This is a genomic window from Vibrio crassostreae 9ZC13, assembly GCF_000272045.2.
GTDB classification, from domain to species: Bacteria; Pseudomonadota; Gammaproteobacteria; order Enterobacterales; family Vibrionaceae; genus Vibrio; species Vibrio crassostreae_C.
On the sequence record NZ_AJYZ02000019.1, the window covers coordinates 45173 to 61451 of the forward strand.

Annotated in this window: 14 protein-coding genes; 5 read left to right on the forward strand and 9 right to left on the reverse strand. The window is 44.1% G+C overall.

The annotated features are described in order from the left end of the window. Positions 1–6: 6 nt before the first annotated feature. From A136_RS01740 to A136_RS01750, 3 genes are all read right to left on the reverse strand, one after another. On the reverse strand, positions 7–555 hold the full coding sequence (locus tag A136_RS01740) for an ECF-type riboflavin transporter substrate-binding protein (RefSeq protein ID WP_017064243.1): 549 nt from the start codon (positions 553–555) through the stop codon (positions 7–9). A gap of 302 nt (positions 556–857) precedes the next feature. Next, entirely contained in the window at positions 858–1988 is a 1131-nt protein-coding gene (locus A136_RS01745) for an HlyD family secretion protein (protein WP_017064244.1), read from the reverse strand. Continuing rightward, positions 1988–2383, reverse strand: coding sequence for a DUF3302 domain-containing protein (locus A136_RS01750; RefSeq protein ID WP_017064245.1), 396 nt, complete (start codon positions 2381–2383; stop codon positions 1988–1990). The genes A136_RS01745 and A136_RS01750 overlap by 1 nt, the downstream gene beginning before the upstream one ends. A gap of 250 nt (positions 2384–2633) precedes the next feature. Here A136_RS01750 and A136_RS01755 point away from each other — a divergent pair, with 250 nt between their 5' ends. Next, positions 2634–3536: a DMT family transporter gene (locus A136_RS01755; protein WP_017064246.1), complete on the forward strand. Its 903-nt coding sequence runs from the start codon at positions 2634–2636 to the stop codon at positions 3534–3536. Positions 3537–3568: 32 nt separating this feature from the next. Here A136_RS01755 and A136_RS01760 read toward each other — a convergent pair whose 3' ends face one another. The 4 genes from A136_RS01760 to deoD form a co-directional block, all read right to left on the reverse strand. Beyond that, positions 3569–5149 carry a GGDEF domain-containing protein gene (locus A136_RS01760; protein ID WP_017064247.1) on the reverse strand — a complete coding sequence of 527 codons (1581 nt, stop codon included), beginning with the start codon at positions 5147–5149 and terminating at the stop codon, positions 3569–3571. Then, complete coding sequence (locus A136_RS01765; protein WP_017064248.1) at positions 5149–6618, reverse strand: hypothetical protein; 1470 nt, start codon at positions 6616–6618, stop codon at positions 5149–5151. Before A136_RS01765 ends, A136_RS01760 begins: the two co-directional genes overlap by 1 nt. A 186-nt stretch (positions 6619–6804) precedes the next feature. Continuing rightward, positions 6805–8274, reverse strand: coding sequence for a lactate dehydrogenase (locus tag A136_RS01770; protein WP_017064249.1), 1470 nt, complete (start codon positions 8272–8274; stop codon positions 6805–6807). An 82-nt stretch (positions 8275–8356) separates the two neighbouring features. After that, positions 8357–9067 (reverse strand): purine-nucleoside phosphorylase, encoded by a 711-nt coding sequence (gene deoD / locus A136_RS01775; RefSeq protein ID WP_017061880.1) that lies wholly within the window; start codon positions 9065–9067, stop codon positions 8357–8359. 346 nt (positions 9068–9413) lie between these two features. On the opposite strand from deoD, the gene A136_RS01780 reads away from it, so the two are divergent. Next, positions 9414–10388, forward strand: a complete 975-nt coding sequence (locus A136_RS01780; protein ID WP_029235199.1) for a L,D-transpeptidase family protein — start codon at positions 9414–9416, stop codon at positions 10386–10388. A gap of 157 nt (positions 10389–10545) precedes the next feature. Here the strand turns inward: A136_RS01780 and A136_RS01785 are convergent, their stop codons facing one another. Next, complete coding sequence (locus A136_RS01785; RefSeq protein WP_017064250.1) at positions 10546–10812, reverse strand: Lpp/OprI family alanine-zipper lipoprotein; 267 nt, start codon at positions 10810–10812, stop codon at positions 10546–10548. A gap of 360 nt (positions 10813–11172) precedes the next feature. Between A136_RS01785 and A136_RS01790 the strand changes: the two genes are divergently transcribed. Beyond that, a complete protein-coding gene (locus A136_RS01790) occupies positions 11173–12504 on the forward strand; it encodes a DEAD/DEAH box helicase (protein WP_017061883.1) in 1332 nt (443 codons plus the stop codon). Between the two features lie 115 nt (positions 12505–12619). On the opposite strand, the gene A136_RS01795 is transcribed toward A136_RS01790, so the two are convergent. After that, on the reverse strand, positions 12620–13867 hold the full coding sequence (locus A136_RS01795; protein ID WP_017064251.1) for an SGNH/GDSL hydrolase family protein: 1248 nt from the start codon (positions 13865–13867) through the stop codon (positions 12620–12622). A 495-nt stretch (positions 13868–14362) separates the two neighbouring features. On the opposite strand from A136_RS01795, the gene A136_RS01800 reads away from it, so the two are divergent. Beyond that, positions 14363–15304, forward strand: coding sequence for a lipase family alpha/beta hydrolase (locus A136_RS01800; protein ID WP_050547032.1), 942 nt, complete (start codon positions 14363–14365; stop codon positions 15302–15304). A 38-nt stretch (positions 15305–15342) separates the two neighbouring features. After that, entirely contained in the window at positions 15343–16230 is an 888-nt protein-coding gene (locus A136_RS01805) for a lipase secretion chaperone (RefSeq protein WP_017064252.1), read from the forward strand. The last annotated feature ends 49 nt before the right edge of the window (positions 16231–16279 follow it).

Genomic DNA, 16279 nt, shown 5'->3' on the forward strand with positions numbered 1-16279 from the left:
TATCGCTTATGCCTCAGTCAGGTTGCGGCTTTGTTTGTTGCGTTTAGCGACTGATTTTAGGATCAGGAAGCCCACAACAGCGATCAGAACGGTGTTACCCGCTGCGATGATAGACAGCTGAGTGAAGACTTTAGTAAACGGTTCTGCGTATAGGATGGTATCTAGGAATGCAGAGCAGCCGTAACCAACCACATTACCGGCAAGGGCAAGTACCACAAACAGCGCGAAGTCCTTCATAGGCAACTCACCTTGCTGAAGGCGGTTCTTGGTCAACATCGGGAATAAGCCGATAACCATGCCTACGATACCTGAGCCTAAAACCCAAGTTAACCACACACCCCAGCCTGCGAACAGATCCGTTACCCAGTGACCGATAAAGCCAACTAAGAAGCCAACAATAGGGCCGAACAAAACAGAAAACAGTGCTAGAACTGCCATTGCTGGTTTCAATGTCGTGTTAGCAAACACTGGGACACCAAACATAGGTAAACCACCAATGCCGTACAGTGCCGCGCCAATGGCGATAACGACCACTGTTTTAGCTGAAAAGTTCATAGATAACCTCGAATTCTGAAAAATAAAGCAAAATAAAGAATAAATATTCGCCATTATTAATATGCGTCTCAATGAGAACGTTTTTTGGGCAAATATAAAAAATAAGGCGCGCATTATACAGTAGAACCCTTCCATGAGGGAAGGTAAGTGTCTAGATGTCTAAAATTCCATCTGAACACCTAAATATCGTGTAAAAAGCGTAATTTTACGGTTAATCCAGCAACAAAAAAGCCAGAGCGAGTCTGACTTTTTCATTCGTCTTAACAATGTGTTAAGCGGGTTCGTCACGTACCTTTGATCGTTTAGTGGTCTAGGTATAGATAGTTTTGCCAACTCTTCATGCGAATAAGGACCTTGCGCATGATTGAAACGTGGGTGAAGCTGTCAGAATAAACGGCAACTTCAACCGCGGTACCCATAGGTAAATGGTAGTCAGACAGGTCATCAGTGATGCTCAATTTAACAAACACACGACCACTAGTACGCAACGCATCAGTACCTAGAAGCGCGCCTCTAGCTTGGAATTGGCTCTCACCAATAGCTGGAATCACTTCATCAATACGTCCTTTAAATATTTTTCCTGGCAATGCTCTAAACAGGAACTCAGCTTCGTAACCCGGTTGTAGGCGTTGTAAGGAGTTCTGTCTAAATGCAGCGGTATAGAACTGAGCTTCAGTGTGAACAAACGTCATCACGGGAGCTAAAGGAAGTGGTACTGCCATTACACCTGGGCGTAATGCTAGTTGCGTAACGTATCCGTCAGTGGGAGCTCGAACCACGGTTTGTTCTAAATCAAACTGAGCTTTACGTAATTCAGCTAATAAGCTTAAAACCGCTGTATTCTCGCCACCTATTTCAGAGTCCAAGGCGATCTTTGTTTGTTCTAGGTTTGCATCTGCAACTTTCACGGCCGCTTCCGATGCTTTGTAAGCTTGTCTGCGAGTATCCAATTGCTGCTCGGTAAAAGCGCCACTGTCGTAACCGCGCTTGTAACGAGAAAACTCACGTTGAGCTTTATCTCTTTCCGCGATGGCTTTGATTTTTGCAGCCTCTGCTTCAACCACTTCAGATTCCATTCCAAGCGCACCTTGGCTTGCTTCTTTTACCTTAGCTTCTAACCTTGCGACTTCAGCTTCGAATGGAACTGGGTCGATTTTGAAAAGAATATCCCCTTGCTTCAGTGGTTTGTTTGCTTCTACAGGCACTTCGATAACTTTACCCCTAACGCCTGAAACGACTGGCGTTGTTGAGTAAACTTGGTTACCGATTTGTGTAAATGGATGGTTGTAGTTCATTAGTAGAATTAGGGTACCTACTATGATCACACCTCCAAGTACGGCAGTAGGTACTGTCCATTTATTTAGCGGTATATTGAACACCTTGAAAATGGTGATACAAAGTGCCGCATAGGTCATTATCAGCAGTAAATCCATTACTTAGCCTCCTGATCTTGAACGTTGTTTGTCTCTTTCTCTGGACTGCTTTGTTCAGCACCTGCTTGCTTGAGCTGTGCGATTTCTTCCTGAAGAGTACTCACTTGATCGATGAGAATATCGACGCGATGATGAATATCGTGTTGTTCTTCTTCTAATTTAGCGAAGCCCCAACCACGATCTTTGCGCCATAATGTTGCCCAAATCCAAAGAAATGGCCAAATAGTATGTAAAGTGAATAGGCTAACCCAGCCTGAGACGTGAATAGCATCTTGATGAGGGTGATTGCGTTCTTTCGCAATTTCATAGGGAATATCGTGAATAACGATGATGCCGTAAAAGATTACTAATGCTACGAAAATAAGTAAGCCGAGCGCAAAGTAGTCTAAAAACATAACAGATCCTTGTAATGTTAGATATTAGTTATAAATATACTACGCTATCATCCAAGTAATTGTTATAAAAATGATTTACCGAGTTGAAAATAATGTGTTGTCGCTTCTAATGCGAATAAAAGCATTGATGAATCTTATAAAATTTCATCGCGTTTGAAGAGGCTATTTCGGCTTTCTGGTTGGTATTTCAGCTGAAATGATGACAGCTACGATTCTAAATGACGTGCATAACCACAAGGGATAAATACGGATGTATATAGGTGAATTGGCGGCCATTGGCGCTGCAATTGTGTGGGCGTGTGCGACATGGATTTATGGACAGTTTGGTCATCGCTTCTCTGCGATGCAATTGAACATTGTTAAGGGTATAGTGGCGTCAGGGATGATGTTGCTGGTGATGCCTCTTATTCCGATGCCGGAGTTTGAACTGAGTACCAACCATTTTCTGATATTGGCAATTTCAGGTGTGATTGGCATTGCGATTGGAGATAGCGCCTATTTTGCGGCGTTGAAAAGAATCGGTGCCAATAAGACGCTGTTACTGGAATCTTTAGCCCCGCCTCTTTCTGGTGTGCTGGCATTAATGTTCCTGGGCGCTGTATTGACAGTGCAAAGTTGGCTCGGTGTCGTGATTACAACACTAGCGGTGACCTTCGTTGTCTTCCAGCCATCAAAATCGGTGAGCGGTGAATCGAATAACAAAGCGCAGTGGGGTGGCATTGGTTATGGGCTTGTGGCGAGTGTCTGTCAGGCATCTGGTGTGGTTATTTCTCATTACGCGTTAGTGGCGGGTGATATCCCACCATTGTTAGGTGCTTTGATTCGCCTGACGATTGGCGTGTTTGCTGTGATGCTGATTATCCCTTTCGTTGAAAAGAAGCCGTATTCATCGATAAAAAGAGATTTATGGGAAATGACCAAGCTCGATAAACTGTGGTTACTAGGAGCAATCTTTGTCGGGACGTTTCTCGCTCTATGGCTTCAACAAGTGGCGTTGAAGAATGCTAACCCTGCGATTGCACAAACGTTGATAGCGACCAGCCCGGTCTTTATTTTGGTGATTTATGCGCTGAAAGGGGAGAAGGTGTCAAAGCAAAGTATCATAGGCACACTTGCCGCCCTTGCTGGTATTTCTCTGTTCTTTTATCAATAAGCAGTTGGCCTAAGCTACAGAGCTATATGCCACTACTCTGTACACACTTGATTACGGCCGTTGGCTTTAGCTCGGTATAGCGCTTTATCCGCACGGTAGAAGGTGCGTTGAGTATTCTCTCCGTCACGATGCAAAGTGATACCAATACTCACGGTCAAACCACGCTCCCCAAGTATTTCATGCCATCCAAATTGGAAGATGCGCTCTCGATAATTTTCAGAGTGCATTTCTGCCTTCGGAAGATCAGTGTTCTCTAGAATGACGAGGAACTCTTCTCCACCAAATCTGACACATGACGCGCCTCTAAACTTAAAGTATAAACGTAGCTCTTGAGACACACTAACAATCGCTTTATCACCCACTAAGTGACTCAGTTCATCATTGATAGACTTGAAGTGGTCAATATCAATAACCATCAGTGCGAAAGAGGTATCGTGCAACAGCATGTCTTTCAATTTCACATCTAACCAGCGACGGTTGTGTAACCCTGTCAATGGATCGGTGAATACGTCTTGTTGAAGCTGAGCAACCGCATTCTTGTGTTGTTCCGTTGTCTCTTTCAGCTCTTTGTTTTCTTGTTCAGAGAGAATGAGTTTGAGTTGTAATTCAAAACGGGACAGGCGGCGTAGTTGGCTTGCACCGAGTTCACTGATCGGGATCTGCTTCATCAGATCGGTTTCAATTCGGTAGCCTTTTTTCTCATAGCTTAGCGCTTCTTGAAAACGCCCTTGATTCATACACACATCACTCAGCGAATCGTAGAATCGTTTTGCAAGTACTGGCGACGAGTAGGCTTTCACGCGTTTGTCTGTGCTCGACAAAATCATGCTCGCGTAGTCTTGCTTGCCGGTTGCACTTAGGCAATGTGAGAGCTCTAGACGAGTCATGGTTGCAAGCCAGCTTGCTTGAGTGCTGTTGGCTGGGTATTGAACCTTAGACAGACAGCGTAGCGCTTCATGGTGTTTTTTCTTAGCGCGCAGCACCTTTGCTTGGTAAAGCAGTATTTGAGCTGTGAGCAACTTGTCACTGACCAAAATACTCAGTTCTTCGCACTCATTCAGTAAATCGCTGGCTGCTGTAATGCGATTGAGTAGAAGTAGGCTTGCTACCATATGCAGCTTGAATTTGAGACGAAGTGAGCGACTGCTTATCGCATGGTCTATGCTGCTGATTTTTTGGTAGTAACGAAGTGCTCTGTTGTGATCGCCATAGGAATCACACAGGTTGCCCATGCCTAAAATAGCTAATACATACTCATCGATATGACCGTGTTCAACCGCGATAGTCGACGAACTGACGAATTCATTGAGTGCTGAGGTGTAATCACCAGTTTCAACTAAGCGGTCACTTAAACTGGTTTTGACTGTCAGAATATCTTCGATATCGGCAGGAAGGTGGAGCAGATCGAGTGCTCGTCTCAACTCTTCGATACTGGTTTGATTTTGTTGTAACTCGGCACGGTATTCAGAGCTAATGATATAGCAGTGCGCTTGCTCTGTTTGCGTTGTCGAAACGTGCTGACGAATGTGGTTCCAGAAGATGATCGCTTCTTCACCTGATACTGATGAAGGGTCTAAACCGGCGTCTGTGATCTTGCTTAATAGAGTTTCCATTATTCTATTACCTCAGCATCGTCTTCTTCGAGTTGTTCAAGCGTGAACGGGAACGTCAAAATATCATTGAGGCTGACGCTTGGTTTCGAACCTTTTAATCCTTTTCTATGCCATGGATAGATATCGAGCATGGTGCTGAGAGTTTGGAAGGTTTGCTCTGCGGCTTCGCCTTTTTCGGAAAGCATAAGGGCCACACGTTCAGAACTTAGTCTTGCAATGAAGTCATTCTGGTTACATAAAGCATGAGCAATCTCGGTGCAAACATCTAAGTAATCAGTATCGACATGATGGAACATAATGATGCTGTGGTTCGAGCGTTTAAGCTCTGTCTTGAACAGCACCAACTTTTCCCACCAAAAGGTTTCAGAGACAACGTAAGAGAGGTGCTTTTCAGGATCGTACTCGTGCTGACCGCGAATACGGTTAATCAGTTTTCGTGCTCTCTGTTCAAGCTGGCGTTTTGAACTGCGCGCTTTATCTAACCCAACACGTGTCGTTTGCTCTTTGAGCATGCCGATAGAATATTGACGGTACTTTTTAAAGGCGACGAGCGCGGCTTGGAAGTCTTGGTTTTCTTCCGCTACCAAAGATTGTTGGTAACAGATTTGGCTTAGCAACTCCCCATTATCGAACTCGTTTGCGGATTGCTCAGCGAGCCTCAGTAATTCCGCCGCTTGTTCTGGTCTTTTTCTCAGGAGCTCCAATCTAGCTCGGCTGATGTATGAGTGCGCTTTCATCCAAACTAGGTTGTGTTCAACTGCCAGATTGTGCGCTTTGGCCGTGGCGCGCTCTGCGTCATCTAAGCGTTCAAGACCAAGAAGTGCTAAGCCTCGGAAGTCCCACACCTCAGCATGCCAAGTGTTATCTTTATGGTCTTTTAATGCTTCTTCTGCACCGTCTAATACCGACAGCATTTCAACATAGTTGTTGAGCAGGTAGTAATCCCACGCGAGCAGTATTCTGGCTTTACCCTCTAACCAACCAATACGGCTGTTGTTAGCCACTTTCACGGCAAGTTGGTGGGTTGAACGTGCAAGTTTATATTCGTGGGTCATCCGCCATATATTACCAAGGCCAATGAGGCATTCAATTTGAATTTCGACTTCATCAACCAATGCGGACTGCTCTAAGGCATTGATCCAAAACTGTTGGGCGGAGTAATACTTGGCTTGTCCCCAGAACTGGAGCGCGTGTAAATGGAGGATTTCAGGGAGAAAAAGGTCGGTATCTAGTCGGCTTTGGCGCTTGTAGGCTTCCTTGATGTACTTTAAACCTTTTTGGTAATCCATCAGGTTCCAGCTACATCTTGCCATTAACATTAATGACTGGATGGCGCCCTCTTCAAACAGAACTTGCTCTGATCGGACTAGGCACTGCTGGGCAACCTCTAGGATCACCGATGGCTCAGAGTCGACACGAGTTTTAAGTTTTTCTAATTCTGTTTCAAGAAGGTACTGATTTTTGTCCAAGACTTACATCCATGTTTATCGAACATATTGATAACACAATCATTATAAGAGTGTGATTTGAGATAAGCACCAATTATCTTTCCTAGAGCGTCAAAGGAACATCGATCTTTTCTAATTATGGGTGTTACCTCATGTTGTTGCTTTAAAATCAATGAGTTCCCGAATAATTACCTAGAGGCTTTGTTGCTATGAAAGTAGTTGCTTTAGAGTTAATGGCAGCTCTGCTACGCCTAAGCGCTGTGCTGCCGTGAGCCCTTGCTTATCTTGGTAGCACAGATTGTGCCAAGCTCTAAATATGTCGAGCAATGGAAGAATGCCCCCAGGACGAAGCTTACGTCTGGGCTCATTAATAAAGCTATCAAATAACAGCTGAAAGCGTTGTTGATAGAACTTAGTTTGTTGAATTGAGGCCGTGTTAAACCACTGTTTTGGTTCTGGATTGTTACCGGTTAGGTAGCAGATACCTTTCTGGTTATCACCTTGATTCGCAATAGCCCAGCGATCGCGCCACCAACTCATGTGAACGATGTCGATCTTTTCAAAACTTTGATCGTCTTGCCAGCCTGAATCTTCCTCGACGTACATAAGGTCAATATTTTGACTCTGAATACGCGGCAAACATACGCTTAAAGCGGCAGATCTTAGTAATGGATCTTGTGGCATATAGATGGCGACATGCTTGTCTTCGTTACACATATCCAACACATGTAAGAAGTGAGCATAAGAGGTATAAGGCGGTCGAATGAGTGCGCCTTTTGAAGGGTAGCTAAATGTGGTGAGGTTACCCATAGGGTCCTCAACGTTACCTCTCGCAAGAATCACTTGGTATTGCTGTTCAATGCGCTCTTTTAGTTTGTCTGAGGGCTGAGGCAGTTCGAGATTTGCTTCTGAAGAGTGCTCCTTGGATACAAAGCGTGCCACATCATCATAAGGGTTGTGGTCGACGTTCCCTGATGGTTCTTCATTTTGAGAGTAGTTGACGTGCTGGCAAAGGATATAACCAGAATGCGCCTCGCCCGTCGCTATCCATACCACACCGTTGTTACTTTGTGGTTGCAGACGCTGGTAGTGAGATGCGAATTCGTAATCTTTTGCATGGTTAACCCATCGTGCATCGATCATCGCTAATTTACGACGACAACGGCTCGCGATATGGTCAACATGATCATAGAAAGTCTTTGGGTTGATTTCTAATTTTCGGCAGATTTCACGTACAGAATAGCCCATGAACAGTAAGCCCATGAGGTTCTCTTGAAATTGGAGTTTTTTGTTGGACCCAGACCATTTATCAACGAAGGTTGTTTGGCAGTCTTTGCATCGATAACGCTGCCTGTCGCCACTGTAGCCGAAGGCATGATAAAGATGTTTATGGGTATGAACCGATAAGCCGAAGTTATCGCAATCATCATTACGACAAGCAGGGAGCCCGTCGCTGTGAAGTTGTCTTAGGCGATGAAGTTCGCTTAACACTTCACGATTGTTAAGTAAGGGGGGGAAAGCTCCACATTCACGACAAACCATCGCTGGACGCTTAGGGTTCGCGTGTTGCAAAACATACCGTTTTGCATCGCTCAAGCCAAAGTTGTCACACGCCAATGTTTTACAAAAGTTGAGTTGCAAACCATCCGCATCTTTTGGCAGCTTGTCGTTAGACACGATCTCCCCCTCGGGATTATTTGAGCAGCCAAGCGAGCCTGGCTGCGGGGTAACGCTTTTCAATGTATCTTTTATCAAATCGTTAGATGTTGATTGCTGTCTCTAGAGCAACTTTCATCATGTCGTTGAAAGACTTTTGACGCTCTTCAGAACTTAGTTTTTCACCACGGATGATGTGGTCAGATACTGTTAGGATAGTTAGTGCTTTAGCACCAAGGTCTGCAGCAACGCCGTAGATACCAGCCGCTTCCATATCAACACCTAGGATGCCTAGCTTTTCCATTTTTTCGAAAAGGTCAGCTTCTGGAGTGTAGAAAAGGTCTGCAGAGAATACGTTACCAACTTTAACTGGAACTTCTTGTGCACGAGCTTGGTTTACTGCTTCTTCTAGAAGACCGAAATCAGCGATAGCAGCGAAGTCGTGGTTGTTGAAACGAATGCGGTTTACTTTTGAGTCAGTAGATGCACCCATACCGATAACAACGTCCATTAGTTTAACGTCGTCACGTACTGCGCCACAGCTACCAACGCGAATTACGTTTTTCACGCCGAACTCAGCGATTAGCTCGTGTACGTAGATGCAGCATGATGGGATACCCATACCGTGGCCCATTACAGAAACTTTCTTACCCTTGTAAGTGCCTGTGTAGCCAAACATGTTGCGAACGTCACAAACTTGCTTCACGTCATCAAGGAATGTTTCTGCAATGTATTTTGCGCGAAGCGGGTCGCCCGGCATAAGTACTGTTTCTGCGAAATCACCAGCTTGAGCATTAATATGAGGTGTAGCCATGGTCGTTCTCCAAAGTTTAAACGGTAATTATAGGAACAGGATTTAATCAATTACCGATTCTGTTGAATTGAATTCGTTTTGTTGAGGCAATATTAACGAGTTAGAACGTGGCTCCATGAGACTTTAGTCACAAAATAGGTCTGCCATTATAGTTTTATTAATATTGATAACCAAATATGTTGAAAGCGTAAAGGCAATCGATTTTGTATGGGTAAATTGCAAGTGAATGAGAAGAAAAGGCTTACATATAAACTTGTTGCCTATTAGTTTCGAGACAACAATACGTTGTAGAGACGTTTGATCAGAGATAATCTAAACTTTGATAAAAGACAAACCAAGGATTTGTATGTCGTATTGCGTTAACTCGACGCCTTTGCAGTCAATGAAAACACGACTCCACAGGGCGGCGTCGCTTGTTGTAAGAACTACTTTGCTTGCCAGCGGGATAGCTTCATCGTGGGTGTCTGCTGCAACCTTTGAATTGCCACCAACGGAAAGCCGCATTGTGGGCAGAATCCAGCAGCATGAAGTGGCGGCGGGCGAAACCTTGGCCATCATTGCCAAGCAATACGATATTGGTTTTCTCTCTTTAATGGCAGCCAACAAAGGGGTGGATCCTTTTCTTCCCGCGGAAGGCTATGTGTTAAGCATTCCAAGCCGCTTGATTTTGCCTGACACCCCAAGAAAGGGGATTGTCATCAATCTTGCTGAGTTAAGGTTGTATTACTTTGAGCCTGAGAAAAATCAGGTGCATGTTTTCCCTGTCGGCATCGGTCGAGTGGGGCGTGATACTCCCGAGATGATCACCAAGATAAGCCAAAAAAGACCGAATCCAACATGGACGCCACCAAATTCAATCCGCAACGAGTATCTTGAAAAGGGCATTGAATTACCGAGAGTGGTTCCTGCCGGGCCGGAAAATCCATTGGGAGAGTACGCTTTGAGGCTTGCTTATGGCGCTGGCGACTATTTGATCCATGGTACAAACAAAGATTTCGGGATAGGTTTACGAGTTAGCTCTGGTTGTATCCGAATGGAACCTAAAGACATTGAGTGGCTGTTTGAGCAAGTGAACCGTGGTGAACAGGTCACCATTATCAATGAGCCGATTAAGGTGTCATTAGAGCCTGATAGAAGTGTGTTTGTAGAAGCGCACGAGCCATTAACTCGAAGTGATGGTTCAAAGAAATCATTACAGATCCCTGTGGAACTAAAATGGTGGCTTGAAGACGCAGAACTGCCAAATTCAAAGGCGAAAGCGGTTATCTTTGCTCAAAACGGCGTACCTGTAGAGATAGCACCACCTGTGATTGAGTTTTAATTCGATTGCCTCTTCTGCAACAAGGGGCGGTTTTATCTTGTTTACTCGCATTAGTGTCACCCAAAAAAAGCACCACATCCGATAAGAAGTGGTGCTGTCTATATACTGCTTTTTGCGACTTATTTAATCTACAGCTTAATCGCGATTAGATCTCAAACTACTTAGTGTAAGACTCAGCGATGTTGTCGATACGGTCGTTAGCACGGTCCGCTTCTTCTTTCGCTGCCATTGCGGCTGCTTCTGCTTCTTGAGCCTTCATTTCAGCGGCTGCTTTGTCACTCTTAAGTGCTTCAACTTCGCTTGTTAGTTGAGCGACTTGGTTAGTTAGTTGATCCATTTCTGACACTGCAGCTTCTTCTGGCTCTGAAGAACAACCGGCTAAAATGAAAACTGAGGCTGCAGCTGCGATTAACGTCTTATTCATAAGAACTCCTTGCTTATTTATCATCAAAAGATGCGCTATACATTCTTTATCATATAGTCGCTTCATTAATGATTGTAGCGACTAATTTTTTAACTGCAAAAACAATAACTAAAGAAATTGCTAAATTTTGAGGTAATTAGCTAAGTATCACGTTGTGTCTCATTTATGAGATGAAGGATTTAGAGACGACTTGAAGGTGTTTTTGGAGAGCTATCCCTTTGCTAGCAATGCATACGTTGTTCTAGCTAAAGATAGATAAAGGGATAAATTTACTGTGATCTCTATCCTTATAAAGTACTTTCGCGGTATCATGTCACGTTAAATTAATTTTATTCAATACCATCATGACTGGAGAGTCCTTTGCACTTTAAAGATTTAGGCTTAGACAACCGCTTACTGAAGAACTTAAAACATTACGACTTCAAGAAGGCGACAGAGATCCAATCAAAAGCGATCCCTGTTGCTATTGCTGGTAAGGATCTATTGGCTTCATCAAAAACGGGATCAGGAAAAACATTGGCGTTTGTGTTGCCAATGATACATAAAGCATTAAAAACAAAAGCGTTTTCTGCTAAAGATCCTCGTGGTGTAATTTTGGCTCCTACTCGTGAGCTAGCGAAGCAAGTTTACGGCGAACTGCGTAGCATGCTTGGTGGTCTGTCTTATGAAGCGGCGCTTATCTTAGGTGGTGAGAACTTTAACGACCAAGTTAAAGCACTGCGTAAGTACCCTCGTTTTATCGTTGCGACTCCAGGCCGTCTTGCTGACCACCTAGAACATCGTTCATTGTTCCTAGATGGTGTTGAAACGCTAATCCTTGATGAAGCGGACCGTATGCTTGATCTGGGTTTCGCTCCAGAACTTCGTCGCATTGCCAATGCAGCTAAACACCGTCGTCGTCAAACGTTGATGTTCTCTGCAACGTTAGATCACGCTGAAGTAAATGGCATTGCAAATGAAATGCTAGACGCACCTAAGCGTATCTCTGTTGGTGTTTCTAACGAGCAACACTTAGATATCACACAGAAATTCTACTTATGTGATCACCTAGATCACAAAGAAGCGATTTTAGACCGTGTACTGGAAGAAGCTGAATACCGTCAGGTAATGATCTTCACAGCAACACGCGCTGATACTGACCGTTTAACAGATAAGTTGAACGAGAAGAAGCTTAAAGCGGTAGCACTGAGTGGTAACCTAAACCAAACGCAACGTAATGCTATTATGAGCCAGTTCGAGCGTGCGGTTTACAAGATCTTGGTAACTACCGATGTTGCTTCACGTGGTATTGATATTCCAAACGTGAGCCACGTTATCAACTTTGATATGCCTAAGCATACGGAAGAGTACGTGCACCGTGTAGGTCGTACTGGCCGTGCGGGTAACAAAGGCGATGCGATTTCTTTGGTTGGTCCAAAAGACTGGGACAGCTTCAAGCGTGTTGAACTTTACCTTCAACAAGATTTGACCTTCTCTGTACTTGAAGGCCTAAAAGGTAAATTCAAAGGCATTAAGCCACGTAAACCTGCGTTTGCTAAAGGCGGTCCTGCTAAGAAGAAGACCAACACTCAAGCGAAGAAAACGCCGAAGAAACCAGTTAAGCGCGATAAGAGCTTCCACCAGAATGTGGCAGTGGGTGATACCGTGTTTATCCCTAAGAAAAAAGTCGCACCAAAAGTGGACGACGAGTAATCACCAGCCAGTTTTAAAGCGTTTGCTAGTAAAACTGACATAAATAAAAACCGCCAATATTAGGCGGTTTTTTTGTATCTCGACCTTGGCTCAGCCATTACTTTTCGATATTTAGTTAGAAATTGAACGTCGAGAACGAATACGCCAAGATGTGGTCGGCAATGTATTTGTGTGTGGCGGTGGTTGGGTGCGTCACGCCCCAGAATACATAACTGTCTGAACCATAGGTCGCACAATCATTAGTTAAGCTGTGGCTTCTTAAATAGTCCGCGGCTGAGCTTCGATTGATATTAAGACAAGCATCACTCGCGTTTCGAAAGCCATGTTGTTCTGGGTTATCGGTAATGCTGGCGAACAACGCACTTGCATCGAACAACACCACGTTTTTCCCTATACCTTGGTAATACTCGGCTTGAGCTTTGATGAACTGGTTGAATTCTAAGATCTTGCCACGAACTTTTATTATCTCTTGTTCGGTAGAGTATTTGAATTGAGGGGCTTTGGTTGCATCGGGTAAGGTGAACAGCAGGATATTGTTCGCACCAGATTCTGTTAAGCGGATCAGCGCGCTGCTAAAGTCAGCCTTTACATCGGCGACTTCTCGGTTGTAATTCATGAAGTCATTGAGGCCAAACTCTAAAGTAAACAGTGAGTTTTCCGGACGATAGTTTTTGGCGACTTTCATGTAGGTCAGATAAGAGGTGACTTGATCATAAACACCAGTCAATGCCACGTATTGGTTGGTACCTGCGGCGCCACCCACAGCCCAGTTATACAGAGGGACATCTTTCGCTTTTGCTAAATACTCCGTCCAGACTAAACCATTCGAAAAGTGCCCTAAAAACCACGAATCTGCGTTCGGAAAAAACCATTGTGAGCCATTAAATAGATTACCAGTGTCGGACAGGCTATCACCAAAGGTGACAATACGATTGATGCTATTGGCCTGGAACGCGTTATCGTTGGTCCAGATGGAGTGGTTGTAAGAGAAGCGATTATCTGCGGCAAAGTAGGTGATGTCAGCGGCGTCATGTTGGATGTCGAGCGTCTGTTCGCAACGCTGTTTGATTTCAGATTGAGGCGCATCACTGTAGAACATGTTTTTGAAAGAAACAGAAGACCACCAATATCCGTTGATCGTGTAGTAATCACCACTCTCTTTCTTTGCCCACTTCCAGTCGGTGGCTGGGGAATCATGAGAGGCATCGGTTCGATACCAACATCTAACATATGAATAGGTCTCTGAGCCTTGTGCACTGAGTACTTGTGCAGATGTAATCGATTCAGGTGTTGGTATTGAGTCTTCAGCGGCATAAGCGGCAAAAGGCAGGGCTAACGTGAGTATTAAAGCCGTATTTTTCATCACTGTATTCTCTTTTATATTTAGATGAGCCAAACAGAAACGCTGTTGCTTGTTGCTTGTTGCTTGTTGCTTGTTTCTTGATAAGTGGATAAGTAAATAACTGGTACGACCTATATCTAAAATTAATAATTAGCGTCAATGTATTCAGGGTTATGGTGTGTCGTTAATGGAATAAGCCTCAAGTTATCAACGAGTTTTTGGTTGAAAAATACCTGTTTCCAAACGGTTATTTGTCGAATAATTTTGGTTTATTGAGAATGTTGAATTGATATTTGAGTCGGGATATTGAAAGAACAATCTCATCAACCTTAGTTAAATGTTAATTTAATCAATTGCTTATGTTTTGTTCTCCTGATTCTGTTTGCCTGATGTTCATCGCACCTGTTTAATTCAAGTTCGCCATCACAAATATGAAGTCGTTACTTTCTGTTTTATAAAATCATCATCTACGGTTCTTTTACTCATCAGAGGTCTAATCTGTTTAAGGAAAGAGCATTGAAAAAGATATTAATTTGGACGATAGCCTGCCTATCCAGTTTTGGCGTATATGCCGGAACGAGCGCGTCAGCATTAGAAGCCAGCGGATACACTGAAACGAAATACCCCATTATGTTGGTACATGGTCTGTTTGGTTTCGATACATTAGCGGGCGTTGACTATTTCTATGGCGTACCTGAATCCCTAACCAAAGATGGCGCGAACGTATATGTCGCTCAGGTCTCTGCAACCAACAGTTCAGAGGTCCGTGGTGAACAGTTACTTAGCCAAGTTGAAACGCTGTTAGCTGCAACAGGAGCAAGTAAGGTGAATCTGGTTGGTCATAGCCACGGTGGGCCTACGGCTCGTTATGTTGCGTCAGTTCGACCTGATCTTGTTGCTTCAGTGACCAGTATTGGCGGTGTGCATAAAGGTTCTAAGGTCGCTGATCTCGTTCGAGGGAACGTATCTGAAGGCTCTGTCACAGAAGGTATCGCGGTTAAATTAGCAGGTGGATTAACGACACTGATTAACCTTTTATCTGGTGGAACGGATCTCGACCAAGACGGCCTCGCTTCTCTTGAAGCATTGACCACAGAAGGCTCGCTAGCCTTCAACCAGTTTTACCCTGAGGGCGTTCCGACGTCTGAGTGTGGCGATGGTGAGTGGCAAGCAAGTAACGGCGTTTATTACTATTCATGGACAGGGTCTTCCACTTTTACCAACCTTCTTGATCCTACCGACGGAGCGATGACAATCCTAGGCTTAGCCTTCAACGAACCTAATGATGGCTTAGTAGGAGCATGCAGCGCGCATTTGGGCAAAGTGATTGGTGATGATTACAAAATGAACCACCTAGATGAGATTAATGGGTTATTGGGAATTCACCACTTGTTTGAGACAGATCCTGTAACACTATATCGTCAGCATGCCAATCGATTGAAGTTGGCTGGCTTGTAGTCTGCAAAGCCGTTTAATAAGAAAACAAGGGAAGTATGATGAAAAAGACCGCCATTTTGTCGATAACCACGATAGCCCTGATGAGCACAGCGGCGGTCTTTTTATATCTAAATAATCAAGATACACATACTGACGACGAACAACGCGTCTCCTCATTGAAAGTCACCTCTCAGCAAGATACCGACATCGATAACGCATCAGCAAAAGACATGATGGAATATTTCGTGTCAGGTAATACAGAATTAACCCTTGAAGATATTCGAGACAACGTGGCGAAACACCACGAACAATCATCAACAACCGTGGTTGATGAAGCACTGTTTGCCAAATATCTTGAGTATAAGTCGGCACTGACATCGTTGGACGTGCAGTTCGGTACCACATCCATTTCCGCTGATGATCTACGTGCACTCAATCAAGCGCTCCTTGACCTCCAAGCTCAGTTTTTCAGTGAGAGCGAGATAAGTATTCTGTTTACGCACGACAACAGAATGAGAGAAATCGCCTTAGAAAAGTTACTTCTGAAACAGGAGGGATTAGAGGATGAAGAATACCAACAAAGACTCGAATCCTATCTATCTGAGCAACCTGATTATGTTCAGTCGAGTCACCAGAATCAGGTGTTACTCCAACAGCTCTCTAGCTCTGAAGGTCTCGATGAACAGGGTAAATACTTAAAGAGAAGCGAACTTGTCGGTGAAGAAGTAACCCAGAGACTTGAAGCACTTGATAAACAAAGAGCGGCCTTTGAAGACTCGTTAGAGGTCTACTTCGCAGAACGAAATGATGTCTTGAAAGATTCATTCCTATCAAAAACCGAACAACAAGAGAAGATTGCGCAACTTAGGACTGAACATTTCCTACCAGAACAGCTTAGAAGGGTAGAAGCGATTGAAAGAATTCGAGCGGCTGAATCTCGTCAGTAGTGTCTAAAAGCGAAAAACCAGCCATGATGGCTGGCTTTTTGTTTATCGG